Source organism: Pirellulimonas nuda (genome assembly GCF_007750855.1).
Taxonomy (GTDB): domain Bacteria; phylum Planctomycetota; class Planctomycetia; order Pirellulales; family Lacipirellulaceae; genus Pirellulimonas; species Pirellulimonas nuda.
This window is the reverse complement of record NZ_CP036291.1, coordinates 2,026,711-2,046,592: the sequence shown is the minus strand read 5'-3', so window position 1 is coordinate 2,046,592 and position 19,882 is coordinate 2,026,711. Positions and strand designations below refer to the sequence as shown.

The window sequence follows — 19,882 nt, the reverse complement described above, 5'->3', positions numbered from 1 at the left end:
CCCTGCCCCGCGCTTGCCGTGCCCGCCGTTGTCTTGATGTACTACTGTGTCCTGATCGTGGCGATCAGCGTCCTCGGTGGCATGCTCCCCACGTGGCTGCGTTTGACGCATCAATGGATGGAGTGCGCGGTGAGCTGCGTCGCCGGCGTGATGCTGGGCGTCGCCCTGTTGCACCTGTTGCCACACGCGGTGCTAATCGCGGTGCAAGTGGCCTCTCAGCAGGCAGATCCGACCGCCGCCCCCACCGCTTCCCCGATCACCGGCATCTCGATGGTGTTCGGAGTGTGTCTTCTAGGATTCTTGGCGATGTTCTTCGTTGAGCGGTTCTTCTGCTTCCACCACCACGATGTCCCGTCGGACGCGCCCGATCAAGCAGGCGGGGCGACGGACCGTTTCGAGTGTGACTCGCACGATCACGCTCACACCGACCATGTGCATGATATCTCCTGGACCGGCGCATCGTTTGGGCTGGCGGTTCACAGCATCGTCGCCGGCATCGGCCTCGCCGCCAGCGTGGCTCACGAAGCCTCGGTAAGCTCGCTTCCGGGGGTCGGCGCCTTTCTAGCGATCTTCTTGCACAAGCCGTTTGATTCGATGACCATCAGCACGCTGATGGCCAAGGGGGGCTATTCGCCTGCGTGGCGGGCGATTGCAAACGGGGCGTTCGCGCTGTCGATCCCGCTTGGCGTCGCCATTTTCTATGTCGGCGCCCCGCTGGGGGCTGATGAATCGGGCTTGGGCGTGAGTTATTCGCTCGCCTTCGCCGCGGGGATGTTCTTGTGCATCTCAATGAGCGACCTGCTCCCTGAACTGCAGTTTCATCACCACGACCGACTCAAGCTGTCCGCCGCGCTGCTCTTAGGGCTTGGCATCGCAATCGCAGCGGCGCGGGTCGAAACGCTGGCACATAGGCATCCGCCAACGGCGGCCGCCCCGGATCGATTGCCAGCCGGGCGTTAGCCAACGGCCACGAGAGTGTTCGTGACCCCGCCTACCGCCCACTCTGGCTGGTCCATCATCCACTCGGCGACGCGCCAGTCGATCCAACGCGTGTCGGCGTCCTCGCCGGGTCGGCCGACGAAGCCAACGTGCCCGCCGCTTGGCGTAATAAAGGCCTCAACGTGGGAGCTACGTGGATAGTGCTCGAGGGGCTCGATCGGGATCACCGGGTCGTCGGCCGCCAACACAATCCTGGTCGGGATGTTGATCGATGCCAACCGGGGCCCCGCATTGGCGTGAGAATAGTACTCCAGCACGTCCGCATAGCCGTGGAACGGCGCGATTACCCATTCGTCTAGCTTCCTCAGCGTCCGCGGTCTGCGCGTGAGGTCAATTACGGGCGGGTTAGCCATCGATTCGACCCGACGCGTGATGTGTCGCCACATCATATCGCAGAAATGGCGATCATAGATTCGGGCGGGGAACCCGCGGAACCGACGCCCCAGCGACAGCAAATCGAGCGGAGGGCAAACGGCGAACACCGAGGTCAGGTTGCCGCACTTTCCGGACCCAAGTTCTCCCGCCAAGTTCAGAGCGAGCGCTCCTCCCAGCGAGTAGCCGACGAGCGCGGTCGGCGAGTCTGGGCACAAGACCGCGACGTGCTCGACCGCCGCCGCAAGATCGGGCCAACTGGCGCCGTGTGCTCCGCCGCGAGAGTGGTCTTCGCCTACGCCACACCCGCGAAGATCAAGTCGAAACGTCCGCGTTCCTAAATCGTTGAGCTTCTCCGCCAAGCGTCGGACGTAGGGGCTATTATGAGTGCCGCCGAGCCCGTGCACGAGAACCGCTACGCGTTGTCCAGGGCGCCAATCATCGGGACAATCGTCGTGCAACACGAGACGATCACCGTCATCGAGGCTCACCAGCTGCTGAACGGCCGAGTAATCGCGGTACGGGTAGGAGAGGCACATCCCGGCAAGCGTTTGCGCATGCCCCCCTCGCAAGAGGGGGTGGGGCCGGAAGTTCTGCATGGTACCAATCCCTGGCATCCGAGGTGCACGCCGTTCATCTCATTGAAGGACCCGGCGTACGAACCGCCAACTGGTGGGCTCGGGTGCAGGGAGCGTCTACTTGGCGCCTTTGAAGGCGTTCCAGCTCATGTAGCCTAGTATTAGACCACAAAGCAAGAATCCTATGTCCATCCAGGTGCTAGCGCCGTCAAACGGGACGCCCAGTATCAGGTCCAATCCAAAGACCAAAGCCAGGAGCCCCGCGACGACCATACCGCCGATCGTCATCGCTTTGGCCATCGGCGCCGAACCTGAGAACAAGCTAAGGGAATGCTGGAAAACGCTCAATCCCAGTATACTTGCCTAAATTGCCCTGTCACGGCCTCCTGTCAACACAACCTGCCAGGCCTCCGCCCGCCGCCCAAAACACCCATTTTTCGGCTGTTTTGAGCGTTCGTATCGGGCATCCAGCAAGGTCCGCCCGCGCGTAGTGAAAGACGTATAACAGTTAGATCGGATCTTCCGAAGCAAAGTCTTCCCCTTCGGCCTGGCTATTTCACCGCTACACGATCTCTGGGATCCTGCCCATGCGACCGAGGATACTGATCACCGCAGGAGATCCCAATGGCATTGGACCAGAGGTGATTGCCGCCGCATGGTCCGATGAACGTCTGCACACTTCATGTCTCCCCGTGGCGGTCGGCCCGCCAGGAGTCCTTCGGCAGGCAGTGAAGCTGCTCGACGCGCCCGTCGAGGTAGAGGAGACGGCGGTACTCTCTGACGGATACGCTCGCAGCCGCCCCGACCGGATGCCCTGCTTGGCCGTTGGGCCGAACGACCTCCGCCCTACCCCGGGCCAGATCACTGCGATCGGCGGAGAAGTTGCCTTTGGCGCCGTGACAGCGGCGGTGGAACACGCGTTGCAAAATGCGTGCGACGCGATCGTCACCGCGCCGCTAAGCAAGGCGGCCCTGCACGCGGCCGGCAAGATCTACCCGGGGCATACGGAGCTGCTGGCGGAACTATGCGGCGTGCAAGACTTTGCCATGATGCTCTACCTCCCTCCCGGAGAGCAGATCGAAGGCGCCTTTGGCCTTGGGGTGGTGCACGTGACGCTGCACACGTCGCTGCGGAGCGTGCCCGATCTGCTTTCAATCGATGCCATCGCCGCGAAATGTCGGCTCGCGCACCGAGCCCTGCAGCGGCTTGGCGCCGCTCAGCCGCGGGTCGCCGTAGCCGCCCTTAATCCGCACGGGGGTGAGTCTGGTCTGTTTGGCGATGAAGAATCCCGCGTCATTGCCCCGGCGGTGGCTTGCGTGCGTGCAGAGGGCTTGCTCGTCAGCGGGCCGTACCCGACCGACACACTGATGATGCGGGCACGGCACGGCGAGTTCGACGCGGTTGTGGCGATGTACCACGACCAAGGGCATATCGCTCTGAAACTCTTGGGTATGCACGCTGCCGTGAATATTACGCTGGGGCTCCCTATTGTCCGCACGAGCGTCGCCCACGGCACCGCGCCCGACCTAGCCTGGAAAGGTCAAGCAGAACCGGCGGGTCTCATCGCCGCGGCCCGCACCGCAGCACTGCTAGCAGCCACACGCTAGGCGTCAGCGGGACACGGAGTCGGCCGGGGGTCGCGTTGTCGCCTCCGCCCTCGGCCTGACAGCCTGCCTAAGGTTGCGGAGCCTGGCGTCGGTCCGGTCGGTCCAGGCGACGTCGGGGGGGGGCGTATAGGCGAAACGGTCTGCGTCGACCGGTGCATCGGGGCGCGGATTGAGGATGCGAATCCTGAACAGTGGACGTTCGCTCTCAATTAGCCTTTGAGAGTCTGCGAGCGCCGAGTCGGCCAGCGGATCGTCCGACGCGCGGTATTCCACCAGGATGGGCATCCTCAGCGTCGCGTCTACCACCAAGAGCACATGGTCGGGAACTACGGAGTACGCTCCGTCCGCCGGCAGGGAACTCCGCCCGATTAACGCGTAAACCGGGCGGTCTCGCATGCGCATGAGCGCCGGCGCGTTGAATTTGAACGTCTGGCCGAGCGCGACTAGTAGGGCAGGCAATCCCCCTTGCGTGGGCCATAATTCTGGGCGCGCGAACGCGGCGCGTGCCTGACCCGGATCGATGTTCTCCAGATCGCCCGACGGGGCGACTTCCGCTCGTAGTCGTGCGAGGTCGATGCGTTCCACAGAGCGGCGGGCGTTGGGTCCATCGGTGTCCCAAGCCAAGTCGGTCCAGAGGATATCCTGCGCAGACACCTGCCAGAGACGCACCGATCCGCGGCCGACTCGGCCCCGAAGCGTCCAGCAGAACCGGCGACTCTCCCCCCTGCCCTGCTGCTGGTACTGCCCAGATAGCGACACCGATTGCTCTGCTACCAAGCCCGTCTGTTCTATGTCAGCGACCAAGGTGGTCGGCTGATCGACTGCCAGTTGGGCCGCTGCTAGCAGTTGATCGCCCGTAATGGTGTCGATGGTCGTCAACACCGGGACGGCGCCGCCGTGCGTAGCAGAACGGCTGCTGTGTTTGGCACGCCAGGCGTCCTGCGCGTAGTAGGCGGCGGCGCCAGCGGCCACGCACCACATCGCCCGTGTGAGGTTGCGCAAGATGCTCTTCATAGTCCGGTTCTGACGGTTTTGCGAAAGATCGGTCTCGCGTAAGGCCGACCATTACTTTCGCAGGGGCGCCGCAGTCGAGCGGCGACGGCTAGGCGTGGCGGCTCAGGCGGCCGCGATTCTAGGCCGTCTCACTCGCTCGGGTCGATGCCGTTTCATTGAGCGGCGACAACCAGCGCCTTGCAGGGTTCGGCGTAAGGATCACGGGCCGTGGAGACGGCCTTACGAAAACAGTCAAGCGACCGATGCGGTCGCCATGCTGCCGGGACATTCGACTAGGGGGAACCGATGCACGTTCGCAAATGGCTGTTTAGCAGTCTGGTCATTGCCTCAGCAGCCGCCGTTGGTTGCCAAGGGCAGGGGCGCATGGCCTACAACCTCCCTCCGTCGGAGCGGCTGATGCACCCCGGCCCTGGAGTTGGGGGGCCCGGCCCTGGCGTGATCCCGGTTGGGAATCAGATGACGATGGGGGCCGACCCCTCCATGGGGCAGCGCCCCTACGGCCCCGGCGGCGGCAGCGGCGGCGCCTGCCCAAGTTATGGTCAGGGGTGCGCCGCCGACCAGGAGCAGAACTTCATGCAGGCTCAAGGCCCCATGGCCGCCGGCGGTGACATCATGCAGTGCGGCTGCTTCGACGGCGGCTGTAGCGGCGGTTCGTGCCCTGCTGATGGCGGCATGGCCGGCGCCGGTTGTATGGGTGGCCCGCCGACGACCTCACAGATCGCCTTTATTGGCGAGGCCGGATTGCAGGTCCAGTGGGACCTTTCCGCTCCCGGCATGTTCGATTCATCTCCGTTGGTGGTGCCCGGGCGGCAGGACTTTGCCCAAGGCGCCATCTACCGCCTTCGGCTGACGAACATCCCCGGTCACGAGGTCGTGACGCTCTATCCCACACTCGAAGTAGCCCCAGTGACGCCCCGCACGGACGCGTATCTGGCACACGCTCCTATCCCCATTCAGTTCACCGAAGAAGACTTCGATCAGGTGATCAGTGGCAACTTTGTCACCAAGGTCATCTACCTTCCGGACCCTGAGTTCCAAGAGCTCGCCTTGGCCGGCGTCGAAACGTTGGTCAGCACCCGACTCGATCCGGGCTGCGACCCGATCGCCGAAGCCGATCGTCGGGGTTCGATCTTGGCAATCGTCCGGATCGGCAACAAGGACCTCGAGTCTGGCCGCGGCATGAGCCGGATGGGGCAGGTTTTCCCCGCTTCGTACGGCCCACAAGTCGACCAAGCCCAAATGGTGATCGAGGGTGAGGCGTACCCCGGGCCGGCGTACGAAGAAGAGATGTACAACGGCAACGGCTATCAGGCCCCTGCGTGTGAGGGAAGCAACGCCTACACGGGACAGGCGCCCGGAGGCTACGCCGGCGGACCGATGCCGATGGGGGCGCCGACCGCCGGATTCGCCCCGAACGCGGTGCCGCCGCACATGGTTCCGAACTACGGTCCGCAATACGGCATGCCGATTACCGGTACGCCGATCGGCATCCCGGGCCCGCCGCACATCCCGTTGGGCGTGCCCGCCGGTCTGCGGAACCACACCATGGTCAATCGCACGCGGGTTTGCCTGCCGCCGCCGACACCAAAGGTTCAGGTCACGGTCAAGCAGCGTCCCGGAATGAACTACCCGGCGCCGGTCAACCACGTCCACGTCAACGAAGCACACCGTGCTCCGTTCAAGCTGTTCGGCGGCACCGTCGCTCCTCTCGGCCGGAGTGCTGTAGCCGCTGCGGTCAACGCCCATGCCGGCGGTGGTGGGGAAGAGTGTTTCGCCCCCAGCGGCGCCCAGTGTGAATAGCGAGAAGAGCCGACGAGGTTGAACGATCTCGAGACTTCGTAATCACTTACTGCGTCTTCGAACTATGACAACGGTCCGCACCCTCAGGATCTCCGCCTTCAGGCGGACATCAGCCGCCGGCTGGATTCTATTGGCAGTGTGGGCGCTTGCGTTGCCGGGACACCGTGTCCTGGCTCAGCAACCCCAGGCGCATTGGCTGCACGCCGGCGTCATGCCTCCGGGAGCGATTGGCGGCCAGCGGCTGCTGAGGGGCGGACCGTTGTCTTGTTACACTCAGCCCGTCGAGATATCGGTGCCCGAGGGGGCCGCGGTATCGGTCGTCACCGGCGGAGGGTTCGCCGAGCCTCACTCTCCCAGCCAAGTGGTAGGCATGCGGCTAGCGATGGTCTACCGCCTGCGCGTGACGGGGGTGCCGAACTACGAAGAGACAGAGGTCTACCCAACGGTTGAGCTGATCGATCGGCTCTACCCGCCCGCGGGCAAGATGCTGTCTTTTCCGGTGCCGATCGAGCTCACCAAGGAAGACCTTCAGTTTGCCGCTCAGGGGTCGTTCGTGACCCGAGTGGTGTATGTCGAGGACCCTGCTCAAGCACTTCCCGTCGAACAGAAAGAAGGCGTCCACTGGTTCGAGGCTCGGCAAGGCGAAGACCCTCTCGTCACCGCTGACATGCTGGGTCGCCCCATAGCAATCGTCCGGATCGGCGCCCGCCGGCCGCCCGAGATGTCGCCCGACGGCGTCTTCTCGTACGGCAGCCCGCCGATCGAGCTGTACGACAACCTCCCGCAGACCTACCGCGAATGAGCCCGCCCAGCATGAGCCGATCGGACTCCATTCCGCCCGCACCCCCCTGCCCCGCCCTGCCCCAATGGTTTCGTTGGGCGATCTTAGCGGTGGCCGTGGCGATGCTTTCCGCCTGTCAGTCGTCGCGGTTCGCGCTCGATCAGCATCCCGGATCCGATAACCGGCTCGCCGCGTCGCGGAACGCGTCGCCTCCCCGCGGCAACGTGGACTATGCAACCACGCAGAACACCGTAGCCCAGGCAGCTTATATCGAGTCGTCTCCGAGTGATTGCATCGGTGGGTGCGAAGCCCCCGCTGCCTGCCCGACCGGCTCGTTCGGCAACGGCTGCTGCCCTTCTTGCGCACCGTGCGCCCCATGCAACGGACCAACTCCCAGCGACGAGATCATCTGCGACGGCGGCGATTACGGCCCGGAGGTCGGCGTGCGTGCCGATTGGACCATCGACGGCCTGGGGCAGCAGGACACAGTTGCCCACTACGACACACTGGACGGCCAGGTGCTAGTGGAGCCAAGCAACCGGGTTTGCATCTACGCACCACGTTTCGGTGCGGTGCGTCGTGTAGTCTCACTCGTGGAGGACGAGCAGCGTATCCGGCTTGGCGCCATGGTTGAAGACATTCAGCCGGTCCGAGCCGACGACGTGCTAGAACCCAGCACAACGCTGCAGAACTTGCAGCCGATCGCCAAGATCGGCGAGCTGCCACCAGGGCTGCTGCTCCAGCGCCAACAAGCCGGCGAGATGGAAGCCAGGGTTGTCATCCGCGAAGTGCGCGACATGATCAAGCCCTACTGCAACGTCCAAGTCGTGAAACTCGGTTTGGTCGACAATGCGGAGAAGCCTTGGCTTGCCAAGAGCGCGCTTGCCGCACTGACCTGGACCGGCGATCAGGCCGTCCAGGTAACCATCGGCGGGAAGTCGGTTCAGGCGTTCACGTCGGCGCTCCAGCCAGGCGTTCTGTACGGCCTCGAGGAGCCCGAACCCTGCTTGCGACTTATCAAACTCGCCTCGACAGACCACGCCAAGCCGGGCGAGATCGTCGAGTTTACGCTGCGGTTCGACAATGTGGGCGGTCAGACGATAGGCAACGTGACCATCGTTGACAATCTTGCTACCCGGCTCGAGTACGTGCCGGACTCCGCCTCGTCGAGCATTGCAGCGGGCTTCTCGACCAGCGAGAACGGCCAGGGATCGCTCGTCCTTCGGTGGGAGATCAAAGACCCACTCGAAGCTGGCAAGGGTGGCGTCCTCCAGTTCAAAGCGCGCGTTCGTTAGTGGCTTCGGCCATCGGCTCGCCGAGGAGCATGCCCGGCGAGCGTTCTTCTTCTGAGTGGGACAAGCGGGAGAGAGTGGCTTTCGGCGCCAGCGTGTACTACAACACGCGATCCGCTCCCCCCTCCCCTTCCACGCCCGATGCCCTACCTTTCGTTCGCCGCGATCTGCCTGCTCTTCGGATCAAACTTCATCTTGATGTCCGAAGCAAAAATGGCACTTGGCCCCATGGTCATCGGCTTGGGGCGGGTGATTGGCGCTGCGGCGGTGCTGGTCCCGCTCTGGTGGATGAGATCTAGCCGCGAGGTCGTGCCTCGCCACCGCTGGCCCGCGCTCGCCTGGGTGGCGTTGCTGGCCACTGCGTACCCGTACGCTATCCAGCCCCTGCTGATCGCGAGGGCGCACAACCACAGTTTCTTTGGCGCCCTGGTATCCTTGACGCCGCTAGCGACGATCGCGGTCTCCATTCCTATGCTCGGGGTCTGGCCATCCTCCCGACAGTTGCTCGGCGTCCTAGGAGGTTTTGGGTTCCTCGCCCTCCTGGTCTTTGACGGGATTGATAGGTCGATGGAATGGTGGGTGCTGCTGTTGGGCGTCTCGATTCCCTGTTGCTACGCTACCGCCAATACCTACCTCAAGAGGACGCTGGCGGACCTGCCATCGCTCTCCGTCACCTCGGGCATGATGGTCATGTCGGCCGCCATGCTCGTCCCGTTCGCTGCTGCGGAGCCCAAGATGCCCTGGCCACGGCCTGAGCACCCCGAACAGTGGGTCGCCTCGCTTGCCGCGGTCGCCGTGCTGGGCGTTCTGGGCACAGGGGTCACCATGTGGCTGTTCGTCGGCTTGGTGCAACAGCATGGCCCGCTGTTCGCGGGGATGACGACCTACGTGGTCCCGCTGGTGGCGGTGTTGTGGGGCGCATTCGACCGCGAGAAGATCACTCTCTATCAGATGGTGTCGATTTTCGGCGTGCTTTCGATGGTCGCTCTGGTGCAATACGGGATGGTCGGCGCGACCCAACGGTTGGAGCAAACAGGCGATTTATCGGAGCGGCTTCCACGCGTAAGATAGCCGAGTCAAAGCTCTGACATCCATTGCACTCCCAGACGGTTTTTTCGATGCATCCCTGGATCGCCCAACGCACCCAGTACGTCGACAGCTCTGGCATCCGCAAGGTATTCGACCTTGCCGCCAAGATGCGAAACCCAATCAACCTCTCTATCGGGCAGCCAGACTTCCCGGTGCCCGACGCGGTCAAAGAGGCCGCGATTGCCGCGATCCGTGAGGACCGCAATGGGTACAGCCTGACGCAGGGAATGGGTTGCCTGCGGGACAAGCTGCAAGCGGAGGTCGATCAACAACTGGGCCATGCCGACCGACGCGTGCTCGTCACCAGCGGCACCAGCGGCGCCTTGGTGTTGGCGATGCTCGCTCTCGTGGATCCCGGCGACGAGGTAATCTGCCTCGACCCGTACTTTGTGATGTACCCCGCCCTGTCACAGATGGTGGGCGGGAAGATCGTGAAGGTGGATTCCTACCCAAAATTCCGCATCGATATCGATAAGCTGCGCGCCGCGATTACGCCACGCACCAAACTCATCTTGTTCAACAGCCCGTCGAACCCTACCGGCGTTGTCGCTACGCAGGCCGAAGCCCGGGCGGTTGCGGAGCTGGCGGCCGAGCGAAACATTGCACTTCTCTCAGACGAGATCTACCGACGGTTCTGCTACGACGCGCCGCTCGCCAGCCCCGCGCACTGGAACGACCGAACCATCGTCACCGACGCGTTTAGCAAGGCTTACGGAATTACCGGGTGGCGGATCGGCTTTATGCATGGGCCGGCAGAACTAATCGAGAAGATGACCATGCTGCAGCAGTACACCTTCGTCTGCGCCCCGCACCCGCTGCAGTACGGGGCGGCGGCGGCCATGGACGTGGACATGCAAGAGCACATCGACGCCTACCGAGTGCGGCGGAACCGGCTCGTCTCGGGGCTCCGCGACCTTGGCTATGAGGTCAACGACCCCGGGGGGGCTTTCTATGCCTTTCCGAAAGTCCCGGATGGGAAGGGCACGGCTACCGAGTTCGTGGCGCGCTGCATCGAGCGGGAGCTGCTGGTGATCCCCGGCGGGATCTTCAGCGGGAAGGACACCCATTTCCGCATCAGCTATGCCGCCCCGATCAAAACCATCGACCGCGGGCTGGAGGTGCTGGGAAAACTCCGGTGATTCTGAGGAATAGGCGCGGCCCTCGGGTCGCGTTTGCTCAACCAAGTGAGCCCAGCGTCAGTAATCTTGAACGCAAGCGGGCCCGGACGGCTCATGACCGTCCGGGCCCGATTCCTGCTCCGTCGCCTACTCGACTTCCGGCGGCCCACGCTTCAATGAAGAAAGGTGGGGTCCCGGGATTGAACGTAGGCGACGCTGGGTCTGATTCTATGAAGTCTCGTCGTTGGAGTCAGTCTTTGCCGCTATGCGCTCTTCGCCTCCGGTTCTTGAGGCGAGAACAGCCGCTCACGTCCTTCCACAACGCCGTCGGTCACCAGGTAACGACTGCCGCGTGCTTGGTCGGGCAGGTCGAACATGATGTCGAGCATCACTGTTTCAATGATCGACCGTAGACCCCGTGCTCCTGTCTCTCTTTCGTGCGCTTTGCGGGCAATCGCTCGCAGCGCCTCGTCCGTAAACCGCAGGTCGGCCTCTTCCATCGAGAAGAGGTGCTGATACTGCTTGGTAAGCGCGTTCGCCGGCTCGGTAAGGATCCGCACCAACGCGTCTTCGTCCAGCGGCCGAAGGCTGCTGACTACCGGGAGCCGGCCCACCAACTCCGGGATCAACCCGAATTCGGTGAGGTCGTCCGAGTTCACCTGCGCCAGCGCTTCCGACCGGCTGATTTCATCGGACTGCGTGCGGTCCTGACTGAAACCAATCGAACGCTTACCCAGACGTTTCCGCACGATATCCTCGACCCCGGCGAATGTGCCGCCGCAGATAAAGAGGATGTTCGTGGTGTCGAGCTGGATGTACTGCTGCTCGGGGTGTTTGCGTCCCCCTTGCGGCGGCACGTTCGCCGTCGTCCCTTCAAGCATCTTCAGCAGAGCCTGCTGAACGCCCTCTCCGGAGACGTCGCGCGTGATCGACACGTTCTGGCTGGTCTTGCCGATCTTGTCGATCTCGTCGATGTAGAGCACGCCCCGCTGGGCCGCTTCGATGTCGAAGTCCGCGGCGTGCAGCAGCTTCAGCAGCAGGTTCTCTACGTCCTCGCCCACGTAACCAGCCTCGGTGAGCGTGGTCGCGTCGCCGATGGCGAACGGCACGTTCAGGCTCTTGGCGAGCGTCTTGGCGAGCAACGTCTTGCCGCAGCCGGTCGGGCCGACGAGCAGGATGTTGGACTTGTCGATCTCGACCTCGCCCTCGTCCTCGGCAGCCACGAGCCGCTTGTAGTGGCTGTGAACCGCCACCGCGAGCACCCGCTTGGCGGATTCCTGGGCGATCACGTAGCGGTCGAGCTCCGCCACGATCTCGCGAGGGGTTGGGATACGGGTAAAGAGCTGCTTGCTCGAACCGCGGCGTTTGCGTTCCTGGTCCAGAATGCTCTGGCACAGTTCGATGCACTCGCCGCAGATATAAACGTCGCCCGGTCCTTCGACCAATGGGCCCACGTCGCGGTAGCTCTTACGGCAGAAGGAACAAAAAGCGTTCCGGCGCGAGGCGCCGGCGCGTCGGGTTCCAGTGATGTCTTTTCCAGAGGGCATAAACTCTCCTTCCCCGTCGTGATGCGACGTGTGGCCCGCACCCGGCGCCATCGCCGGTTGCCACACCCGTCCTCCTTAATTGCCGCTCGCTATCCACACACCAACGTCTTCGGTTCAAGAGAAACGCCGGGCGGTCTTGGCCGGCGCCATCTCCCTCAAGCTAACTCTACGGTTTCCGATTCGAGTGTTGGTCTGCTTCGTCACCTTCTGGCGGGGCGTCCTTGTCCACGCTCTCTTCGAGCAGGGTACGGCTCCATCTACGCAACGCACACGACGGGCGTTCGGGGCGGAGCGAAGGGGCTCCCCGTAATTCTCAGCCAGCGTCTTGCGCCGGCCGCCCTAAGCCTCGTCGTCGTTATCCCTTAGCTCCGTTCGGAGCTCCGTTGCTAGCTGCGTCCTAATTGTTCGGTATTCCTCGTCGCTCAGCCCACCCCGTGCATGCAATTCACGGAACTTAGTCAGCAGCTCGCCCGTCTCTGGCGTGTCCTCAGCGCTACCACCGCGCAACTTTTTCATGAGCCAGAACCCAGACCCCGCCAAAGCAAGAATCAGCGCCAACCACAACGCCGCCTGCGCCAGCGCATTGAGTGACGCCGTTTGTGCTATCGGAAGAATCGTCGGCACCTGACCGGCAAGCTCCTGACCACCACTGGTTGATACTGCCATCTCTGCGAGTTCCTGATTATGACGCCTCGGCGGGCCGCGGTCCATCAAGGCGCCGATTGCCCAACCGCCAAAGCCCGCAACTTCGTGCGTTCTTGGCCAACTCGCGCCGCCGGACTACTGGGCGGGGAGCCGATCGGGGAGCTCCGGGGCTCCGATAGTCTTCTATAGCGCCACGCCCCCTACCCCGCCCGCAATCCGACCGTGCCCAGCAAGACACCGCCCAAACAGCGATTTTCCCGCCGCTTTTGCGCCGGCGTGGTCGCTGTTTGGTGCTGCGGAGCGGGCGGGTTGGCCGGCGCACAGATCGCTGAGACCGACCTCCCCGCGGCCGTCTACTGGGGGCAGGACGTATTTGTCATCCCCTATCAGTGGAGTCCAGAAACCGACCCCTCCATGGCGACCGAGGTGGTGCTCTACGGCTCCACCGACCGCGGCGTGACTTGGCAGGAGGTCACCCGGGCCCGGCCCGACGTGCGGTCCTTTGTCTACCGGGCCGCCGCGGACGGCGAATTCTGCTTCTGCGTGAAGACGCTTGATCGCAACGGGCGGTCGTGGCCCGCGGGCGCCTGCGTCACGGAGTTGCGGGTGGTCGTAGACACGTCTATCCCTCGGCTCGGCAAGCTGGAATCGTCGCGGCGAGGGGCTCAGGTAGCCGTTGAGGCCAAGATCGAAGAGCCGAACCTCGATCGTGCCGCGGTGACAATCGCCGTCCGCTCGACGCTCAACCCCGATTGGCAATCGCTCCCCGTCGACATCCAGCCGACCGCCGGGGGCGCCACCGTCAGGGCGAGCGTTCCCAGCAATATGACGGGCGATTTTGAGGCCCGCCTTTCGGCCCGCGACGCCGCAGGCAACCCCGCCGCCATTGGCGCTGTCTTCAATGCCCGCTTGATCGCCGAGTCTGGCTCCCCCTTCCAGTCGGTAGCGGCGAGCAGCTCCGGACCGCCCCCCAGCGACGCCTGGCCGGCCCGTGCTCGCGTCGAATCCCCCGCCGGGATGATCGCCAACCCGTTCGATTCCCCACACGCCATGGCGCCGCCCTCGCCCGCGCCCGCGTCTGCAACTGCTCAGCCCGGCCCTCGGCTGGAGGCCGAAACCAGCTCCGGCTGGCGGTCGGCGCCGGCCGACGCCTGGCCCGCTGAGCGTGACTCCATGCCAATCCAAACCACGCGCGCCCCCGCGCCCCGCGGCGGCCCGTTCCGCTCTGCTTCGCTCCAACAAACCGCGCCAACGAGCGACTGCGTCTACTCGGCTACCCCGCGGTTTGCGCTGGAGTACGACCTCAGCAGCGTTGGGCCTTGGGGGGTCGAGCGGATCGAGGTGTGGTGCACCGAAGACGGCGGGAAGACCTGGCGCCAGAACGCCATCGACTCCGACAACCGCAGCCCGGCCCACGTCGAGACGCCGGGCGCCGGCGAATACGGGTTCCGTATCGTGGTCCACAGCGTCGGCGGGCTCGACCCCGCCCGGCCCATGCCCGGGGACGCACCGGAAGTTCGCGTCATAGTCGACGTCACCCCGCCCGAGGCCGCCATCACCGGCGCCGCCCAAGGGGAGGGCTACTTCGGCGACCACCTGATCCTGCGATGGGAGGCGTCCGACCGGCAGTTGGCCGACCGCCCCGTCACCCTCTCTTACAGCAGCCGGCCCGACGGGCCGTGGTCGCCGATCGCCGCAAACCTGGAGAATACCGGCCGGTTCGCCTGGAAGATCCAACGCCACCTCCCCAACGCGGTGTTCATCCGTCTCGAAGCACGCGACGCCGCTGGCAACCGCCGGGCCGCGGTCACGCCGCAGCCCATCCCGGTCTCGCTGCCAGAGGCCTCGGGGCAGATCCGCGGCATCCGCCCGGTCGCGGCAGACCCGTCGGCCTGGCCCGCGGCCCGATAGCATACGTGCGCGAGCCCCCGTGTCGGCGGCGGCCTGGTCCGCCGATGGCCGCCCGTCATCCGCTGTTGGCGGCAGCGGCGATCGGCTACGCTCGGACCCATGGCCAAGGCGTCTACCAACACGACAACGGCGCTCGAATTCCTCTCCGCGCAGCGGGAGGGCGCCCCCCCCACGCTGGTCGCCGTCTTCGGCGACGAGGGCTTCCTGGCGGGCGAGGTGATCCGCGAGCTCCGCACCCGGCTCTGCGGCGACAGCGACGGCCTTGCGTGGCGAGAGTTCGAAGACCCGTCGTGCGAGTGGCGCGACGTGCAAGACGCCGTCGTCTCGGTAAGCCTGTTCGGCTCCGAGTCCAGCGTCGCCGTGGTCCGCGACGCAGACAAATTTGTCTCCAACAACCGCGACCGCCTGGAAGACTTCTGCGGCCGAGAATCCGAAGGGACGCTCGTGCTGCAGGTCTCCTCGTGGCCCAGCAACACCCGGCTCGCCAAGGCTGCTGCCGGATGCGGGCTTGCGATCGACTGCCGCGTGCCCGACCGCGGCGCCGAACGCACCAAGTTCTTGAAAGAGCTGCGGGGGTGGCTGAAGAAGCGGGCCAAGTCGCGGCGCCACGTCACGCTGGCCGACTCCGCGATCGACGCCATGGTCGACCTGCTGCCGCTCAGCGTCGGATTGTACGACCAAGAAGTCGCTCGGCTCGCGGTGGTCGCCGCTAGCGAATCGGTCCCCGTGACCACGATCGACGGCGACTTCGTGCTGCGGCACGTCGGCGGCTGGCGGGCCCGGCAGGCGTGGGACCTGATCGACGCCGCGGCCGACGGCGACGCGGCCGAGGCCCTCAAGCAGCTCGACCTGCTGCTGATGGCCGGCGACTCGTCGATCGGCATCCTGGCCCAGGCCTCGGCGTCGCTCCGCCGGCTCGCCACCGCGACGCAGCTCTTCCAGCAAGCGGAATCCCAGGGCCGGCGGGCGTCGCTGCGAGAGGCGGTCCAGCGGGCGGGGACGCCCCCGTTCGCCCTCGACAAGGCCGAACGGCAGCTCAAGCAGATCGGCCGCGACCGGGGCGCCCGGCTGGCCGGTTGGCTGCTGGAAGCCGATCTGGCGATGAAGGACCACAGCTCGAAGCCCCACCAGGCCCGCATCGTGCTTGAGCGGCTGCTGGTCCAGCTCTCCAAACAGGCCGACGCCCGGGCCGCGGGCCGCCGCTGAAGCCGGGCGATCGCTCTTGCCCCGACCGGCCTGAACCCCTAAACCCGCCGCTCGGGGGCGAGCTGCGCCCCGCAATCGACCTCGATTCAGGGCCCGGTGATGGCAAGCCCCAAGTTTTGGAAGGAACAAGTCCGCCCACGCTGGAAGCGGTTGTGGCTGGGCGTCACCGGCCGCCGCCCCGTGATCCGCCGCCGAGTGTTGGCCGCCGGCGCCGCCGACGTCCCCTTCCTGCCGCTGGATTCCCCCGCCGGCTGCGACTTCGACTACCCAGGCCGCCCCGCTTCGGGCCGCCCGGCCGACCGGCTCTCGAGCTGCTTGTGCATCGAGTCGCAGCTCACCAGCCCCGCGTTCGCGTACTGGCTCGACCAGATCGGCGTGAAGCCCCGCATGCACCGCAAGCTGTGGGAGCAGGCCTACCTGCTGCAAGCGCTGTACGAACGCGGCCTGCTGGCGCCCGGGAAGCGCGGCCTCGGGTTCGCTGTGGGCGAAGAGCCCCTGCCCCGCATGTTCGCCGAGCGCGGCTGCGAGATCGTCGCCACCGACCTCGACCAGGCCGACCAGCGCGCCCAGGCGTGGCGCGAGACCAACCAGCACATGAGCAGCGTGGCGGTCGCCGGCCAGATCGTCCGCGGCAGTAGCGGCGGCGACACCGGCAGCGTCCAGTACCGGCACGTCGACATGAACCACATCCCCGAAGACCTCACCGGGTTCGATTTCACCTGGAGCACCTGCTCGTTCGAGCACTGCGGCTCGCTCCGGCTCGGACAGGAGTTTATCTGGAACCAGATGCGCTGCCTCAAGCCCGGCGGCGTCGCGATCCACACCACCGAGTTCAACCTCACCAGCAACCGCCGGACGATCGACAACCGCTCGACCGTCATCTTCCGCCGGCAAGACATCGAAGCGATGGTCCGCGAGCTCGTAAGCCAGGGCCACCACGTCGAACCAATCTCGCTCGACCCCGGCCAGCAGCGTTTCGACCGCCACATCGACTGGCCCCCCTACACCCAGGACCGTCACCTGCGGCTGATGCTCAAGCGCTACGCGGCCACGTCCATCGGCCTGATTATCCGCAAAAACGCCGCCGTGGCCGAGCGGCGTGCGTAGGCCGGCGGGTTTTGTCCTTTTGTCCGGTGTCCCACGGGGCGATTTTCGGACAAAACCCCCCCTCGATCTCAAAAACTCCCTGCCTGCGCGGTCTAACCGCGCCGCAGTGGTCTGCATCGACGCTCCCGGGGCGGACATAGCGGACACCTAGCGGACACCTAGCGGACAAAATCCCGCGACGATCTCCGGCGGCGGCGATCCCGAAATAGCGTCGATTATCGCCGATTACGGAGGGGCCGCGGGCGGCATTTTTAGCCACTTGGGAGGCCCCGGCGGTTGTCCGCGATTCAGGGGCTGGCGCGGTTGCAGGTCCGCCACACAGAAGCGATAAGGATCGGGCGGCGGGGCGTCGTCAGAGGCGCATTCCCGGGGCCGACGTTGGGGCGTGGTTGGGACGCGCCGTCAAACGCGCCATTGAGGAGTCGCAGTCATGAGAGAAAGCGATCGCTACGTGAAGATTGTCAGAATTTTGCATTAGAATCGGCCAAACCAATTCAATCCTGGATCGGCAAGTGCGATGCTCGGGATCTCCCGTCTGCGGCTGTTCAGCCTAGTCTGGTGCGTAGCACTCTACATCGCGTTCCAGTGAATCGATCGCTTTAGGCTGCCCGATGACGGCCCGCAGATCGAGACGCAACCGATAGCGGGGGTTCTCTTCTTGCTGCTCGCAACCGTGCTCAGCGTCACGACAATGGTTTGTATGGCGGTGCTTTTGGGATGGTTTGCCTCGGCGTGCTTTCACGGCGGCTCAAACGCGGCCGATGGCCGGAAGCGCTAACTGCTAGGGACACCCGGAGAGGTTCCGTCGTTTCGTTCGTTTTGGCTGGGCATCGCTGGCTGGTCGCCATGCTCCACGCTTGGATGGACATGGCGCCCGGCCGGGACAACTTAGCTGCGGTAAAACGAGTTCACTTAGCCGGACAGTTGCGTTTCTGCGCTCGGCCGCAGAGGGGGGGCATGATTGACTGCGGAAATAGGCATCTCCGCGTGCCACGGCCGCCGCGGGGCCCCAATCCGCCGGATTTCCTGCGTCCTTTCTCTGCTGGCTCCGTCTGTTTGTTCGGAAGCGGCTGACGTTCAACCGCGACGACCTCGAAACAACAGGAGCAGAACCATGCAATCCCCATCCCCCGAAACCGGCAGCAAGACGGTGTGTTGTGTCCCGTCCGGATGTTGCCCCCCGACAAACTGCTGTGCACCGCCGGTCTGCTGTGCACCGCCGGTCTGCTGCGTGCTGGCGGGCTGCTGCGTCTCGGTAGACTGCTGTGTGACGGCGGACTGCTGCGTCCCATCGCGGCCGAAGTGCGACTGAGACGCATTGATGAAGACGCAACCCACGACCGATGCGATCTGGTCACACCTGAGTCTGGACCTCCGGCGGTTCATTCGCCGCAGGGTCCCCGACGATCATGTCGCCGACGATCTCCTCCAAGAGACGTTCATGCGGGTCCACCGCAACATCGGAACGCTCCAGGATGCGGAACGACTGGCGGCGTGGGTGTACCAGATCGCTCGGAACGTGGTCCACGATCACCACCGCGGGACCAGGGATCCGACCTTGGCGCTCACTGACGTCGAGCACGTGAGCGACGAAGCCCAAGACCCGCAATCCGGCTGTCGAGACGCCACTTGGTTGCAAGAGATGATCCAGTTGTTGCCGGACGGCTATCGGCAAGCGGTGCAGATGGCCGAGATCGAGGACAAGCCGCAGCAGTTCGTCGCTGACCGGCTCGGCCTCTCGCTCTCCGGCGCGAAGTCCCGGATTCAACGCGGCAGAGCCATGCTAAAGGGTGTTCTCGAACGTTGCTGTTCGTTCGAGTTGGACGCTCGCGGCCGAGTCATGGGGTGCGATCCCAAGCCCAACCAGCAGGAGTGCCGGGAGTGTGGAGATTGAAACGCATGGCTTCAACAGCGGCGCCCCAGCCGTGCCACCAGCCGCAGTTGTGCTAACGCATTGACGAAGCGGAGGAGCTTTACCGGCAGGATGGCAAGCCGGTCCTTCCGGCGACCGCGAATCGCGATCTGGCGAACAGATTGCCTGTTGGACAGAACATCTTGAACGCGAGGCGACTAGCCGCACCCCTCCTCGGTGGACTACCGACCTCCGCTCGGCTGATCGGCCCACCCGCGCTCGGCTAGGTCACGCTCCAACCCCTCCGCCGACCTGAACACCACCGCATCGAGCCCCGCCTCAATCGCCCCCGCGATGTTGTCCTCGCGGTCGTCGACAAAGAACACCTCCCCGGCGGGGACTCCGGCGCGGTCGATCGCTTGCTCGTAAATCGCACGGTCGGGCTTCATGCTCCGGGCCTCGTAGCTGAGCACGGCGTGCTCAAAACACTCGGTGAGGATCGGCCAGCGGCCGTCGGTGACGATGCGCCAGTGGGTGGGGTTGGTGTTGGAGAGGATCCCCATCCGGGCGCCCCCCGCGTGCAGCCGGCGGACGAGCTGCCAGGTCTGGTCGATGGGGGCAAAGATGTCGCTGGCGGCCAGGTCGAGGGCCGCGCGGTCGGGGCGCGAACCCAGCTCGCCGCACAGGTGCTCGTAGTAGTCGGGCTCGGTGATTAGGCCCTGCTCGTACCGCCACTGGGCCGAACTCTGGGCGGGGCCGTCCAGCGTCGCGGCGCGGACTTTTGCTTCTTCCAGCCGAACACCCCGGCCACCTGGTGGGTCATGCGGTCGTGGCAGAACGACAGCAGCACGTTGCCGAGGTCGACGTACAGGAACTTAGGCGTGGGCATGGGGCCGGATTGGGTTTGGCGCGATGGCTATCATGTTTACTTCCCGGCGACGCGGTTCGAAGCTCCCATGCTGCA

Annotated in this window: 17 protein-coding genes; 11 read left to right on the top strand and 6 right to left on the bottom strand. The window is 64.9% G+C overall.

The features are described 5' to 3' along the window. Window positions 1-18: 18 nt before the first annotated feature. Window positions 19-960, top strand: coding sequence for a ZIP family metal transporter (locus Pla175_RS08525; protein WP_145283162.1), 942 nt, complete (start codon window positions 19-21; stop codon window positions 958-960). Here Pla175_RS08525 and Pla175_RS08520 read toward each other — a convergent pair. Continuing rightward, window positions 957-1,910, bottom strand: coding sequence for a YheT family hydrolase (locus tag Pla175_RS08520; RefSeq protein ID WP_231954432.1), 954 nt, complete (start codon window positions 1,908-1,910; stop codon window positions 957-959). The two genes, Pla175_RS08525 and Pla175_RS08520, sit on opposite strands and share 4 nt — an antisense overlap. Before the next feature lie 626 nt (window positions 1,911-2,536). Between Pla175_RS08520 and pdxA the strand changes: the two genes are divergently transcribed. Further along, on the top strand, window positions 2,537-3,556 hold the full coding sequence (gene pdxA / locus Pla175_RS08515; RefSeq protein WP_145283157.1) for a 4-hydroxythreonine-4-phosphate dehydrogenase PdxA: 1,020 nt from the start codon (window positions 2,537-2,539) through the stop codon (window positions 3,554-3,556). Window positions 3,557-3,559: 3 nt separating this feature from the next. Here pdxA and Pla175_RS08510 read toward each other — a convergent pair whose 3' ends face one another. Continuing rightward, window positions 3,560-4,570 (bottom strand): hypothetical protein, encoded by a 1,011-nt coding sequence (locus Pla175_RS08510; RefSeq protein WP_145283155.1) that lies wholly within the window; start codon window positions 4,568-4,570, stop codon window positions 3,560-3,562. 363 nt (window positions 4,571-4,933) lie between these two features. Between Pla175_RS08510 and Pla175_RS08505 the strand changes: the two genes are divergently transcribed. The 5 genes from Pla175_RS08505 to Pla175_RS08485 all read left to right on the top strand — a co-directional run bounded on the left by Pla175_RS08505 (window position 4,934) and on the right by Pla175_RS08485 (window position 10,671). After that, window positions 4,934-6,370, top strand: a complete 1,437-nt coding sequence (locus Pla175_RS08505; RefSeq protein WP_145283153.1) for a hypothetical protein — start codon at window positions 4,934-4,936, stop codon at window positions 6,368-6,370. Window positions 6,371-6,629: 259 nt separating this feature from the next. After that, the gene (locus Pla175_RS08500; protein WP_145283151.1) at window positions 6,630-7,172 is read left to right on the top strand and encodes a hypothetical protein; all 543 of its coding nucleotides are present in this window, start codon (window positions 6,630-6,632) and stop codon (window positions 7,170-7,172) included. Window positions 7,173-7,261: 89 nt separating this feature from the next. Continuing rightward, window positions 7,262-8,446, top strand: coding sequence for a DUF11 domain-containing protein (locus Pla175_RS08495; protein ID WP_197527349.1), 1,185 nt, complete (start codon window positions 7,262-7,264; stop codon window positions 8,444-8,446). Window positions 8,447-8,584: 138 nt separating this feature from the next. Next, window positions 8,585-9,514, top strand: a complete 930-nt coding sequence (locus tag Pla175_RS08490; protein WP_145283146.1) for a DMT family transporter — start codon at window positions 8,585-8,587, stop codon at window positions 9,512-9,514. Between the two features lie 47 nt (window positions 9,515-9,561). Beyond that, the gene (locus tag Pla175_RS08485) at window positions 9,562-10,671 is read left to right on the top strand and encodes a pyridoxal phosphate-dependent aminotransferase (RefSeq protein ID WP_145283144.1); all 1,110 of its coding nucleotides are present in this window, start codon (window positions 9,562-9,564) and stop codon (window positions 10,669-10,671) included. 242 nt (window positions 10,672-10,913) lie between these two features. Here Pla175_RS08485 and clpX read toward each other — a convergent pair whose 3' ends face one another. Together clpX and Pla175_RS08475 are read right to left on the bottom strand one after the other, a co-directional pair. After that, window positions 10,914-12,197: an ATP-dependent Clp protease ATP-binding subunit ClpX gene (gene clpX / locus Pla175_RS08480; protein ID WP_145283141.1), complete on the bottom strand. Its 1,284-nt coding sequence runs from the start codon at window positions 12,195-12,197 to the stop codon at window positions 10,914-10,916. Between the two features lie 339 nt (window positions 12,198-12,536). Continuing rightward, complete coding sequence (locus Pla175_RS08475; RefSeq protein WP_145283139.1) at window positions 12,537-12,863, bottom strand: hypothetical protein; 327 nt, start codon at window positions 12,861-12,863, stop codon at window positions 12,537-12,539. Window positions 12,864-13,151: 288 nt separating this feature from the next. Here Pla175_RS08475 and Pla175_RS08470 point away from each other — a divergent pair, with 288 nt between their 5' ends. From Pla175_RS08470 to sigZ, 4 genes are all read left to right on the top strand, one after another. Further along, complete coding sequence (locus tag Pla175_RS08470) at window positions 13,152-14,753, top strand: hypothetical protein (RefSeq protein WP_145283136.1); 1,602 nt, start codon at window positions 13,152-13,154, stop codon at window positions 14,751-14,753. A 99-nt stretch (window positions 14,754-14,852) separates the two neighbouring features. Then, window positions 14,853-15,959 carry a DNA polymerase III subunit delta gene (gene holA / locus Pla175_RS08465; RefSeq protein ID WP_145283134.1) on the top strand — a complete coding sequence of 369 codons (1,107 nt, stop codon included), beginning with the start codon at window positions 14,853-14,855 and terminating at the stop codon, window positions 15,957-15,959. 99 nt (window positions 15,960-16,058) lie between these two features. Then, window positions 16,059-17,066 carry an SAM-dependent methyltransferase gene (locus Pla175_RS08460; RefSeq protein ID WP_145283132.1) on the top strand — a complete coding sequence of 336 codons (1,008 nt, stop codon included), beginning with the start codon at window positions 16,059-16,061 and terminating at the stop codon, window positions 17,064-17,066. A gap of 1,321 nt (window positions 17,067-18,387) precedes the next feature. Then, on the top strand, window positions 18,388-18,960 hold the full coding sequence (sigZ, locus tag Pla175_RS08455; protein ID WP_145283130.1) for an RNA polymerase sigma factor SigZ: 573 nt from the start codon (window positions 18,388-18,390) through the stop codon (window positions 18,958-18,960). A gap of 200 nt (window positions 18,961-19,160) precedes the next feature. Here the strand turns inward: sigZ and Pla175_RS26450 are convergent, their stop codons facing one another. Together Pla175_RS26450 and Pla175_RS26445 are read right to left on the bottom strand one after the other, a co-directional pair. Further along, window positions 19,161-19,544, bottom strand: a complete 384-nt coding sequence (locus tag Pla175_RS26450) for an HAD-IA family hydrolase (RefSeq protein WP_391527864.1) — start codon at window positions 19,542-19,544, stop codon at window positions 19,161-19,163. Between the two features lie 86 nt (window positions 19,545-19,630). Next, on the bottom strand, window positions 19,631-19,807 hold the full coding sequence (locus tag Pla175_RS26445; protein ID WP_231954275.1) for a hypothetical protein: 177 nt from the start codon (window positions 19,805-19,807) through the stop codon (window positions 19,631-19,633). Between the last annotated feature and the right edge of the window lie 75 nt (window positions 19,808-19,882).

Bases quoted from the DNA above. Each gene is read 5' to 3' on its own strand.
- Pla175_RS08520 (WP_231954432.1), bottom strand. From the start codon at position 1,910: ATGTGCCTCTCCTACCCGTACCGCGATTACTCGGCCGTTCAGCAGCTG.
- pdxA (WP_145283157.1), top strand. From the start codon at position 2,537: ATGCGACCGAGGATACTGATCACCGCAGGAGATCCCAATGGCATTGGA.
- Pla175_RS08510 (WP_145283155.1), bottom strand. From the start codon at position 4,570: ATGAAGAGCATCTTGCGCAACCTCACACGGGCGATGTGGTGCGTGGCC.
- Pla175_RS08505 (WP_145283153.1), top strand. From the start codon at position 4,934: ATGGCCTACAACCTCCCTCCGTCGGAGCGGCTGATGCACCCCGGCCCT.
- Pla175_RS08490 (WP_145283146.1), top strand. From the start codon at position 8,585: ATGCCCTACCTTTCGTTCGCCGCGATCTGCCTGCTCTTCGGATCAAAC.
- Pla175_RS08485 (WP_145283144.1), top strand. From the start codon at position 9,562: ATGCATCCCTGGATCGCCCAACGCACCCAGTACGTCGACAGCTCTGGC.
- clpX (WP_145283141.1), bottom strand. From the start codon at position 12,197: ATGCCCTCTGGAAAAGACATCACTGGAACCCGACGCGCCGGCGCCTCG.
- Pla175_RS08475 (WP_145283139.1), bottom strand. From the start codon at position 12,863: ATGGCAGTATCAACCAGTGGTGGTCAGGAGCTTGCCGGTCAGGTGCCG.
- holA (WP_145283134.1), top strand. From the start codon at position 14,853: ATGGCCAAGGCGTCTACCAACACGACAACGGCGCTCGAATTCCTCTCC.
- Pla175_RS08460 (WP_145283132.1), top strand. From the start codon at position 16,059: ATGGCAAGCCCCAAGTTTTGGAAGGAACAAGTCCGCCCACGCTGGAAG.
- sigZ (WP_145283130.1), top strand. From the start codon at position 18,388: ATGAAGACGCAACCCACGACCGATGCGATCTGGTCACACCTGAGTCTG.
- Pla175_RS26445 (WP_231954275.1), bottom strand. From the start codon at position 19,807: ATGCCCACGCCTAAGTTCCTGTACGTCGACCTCGGCAACGTGCTGCTG.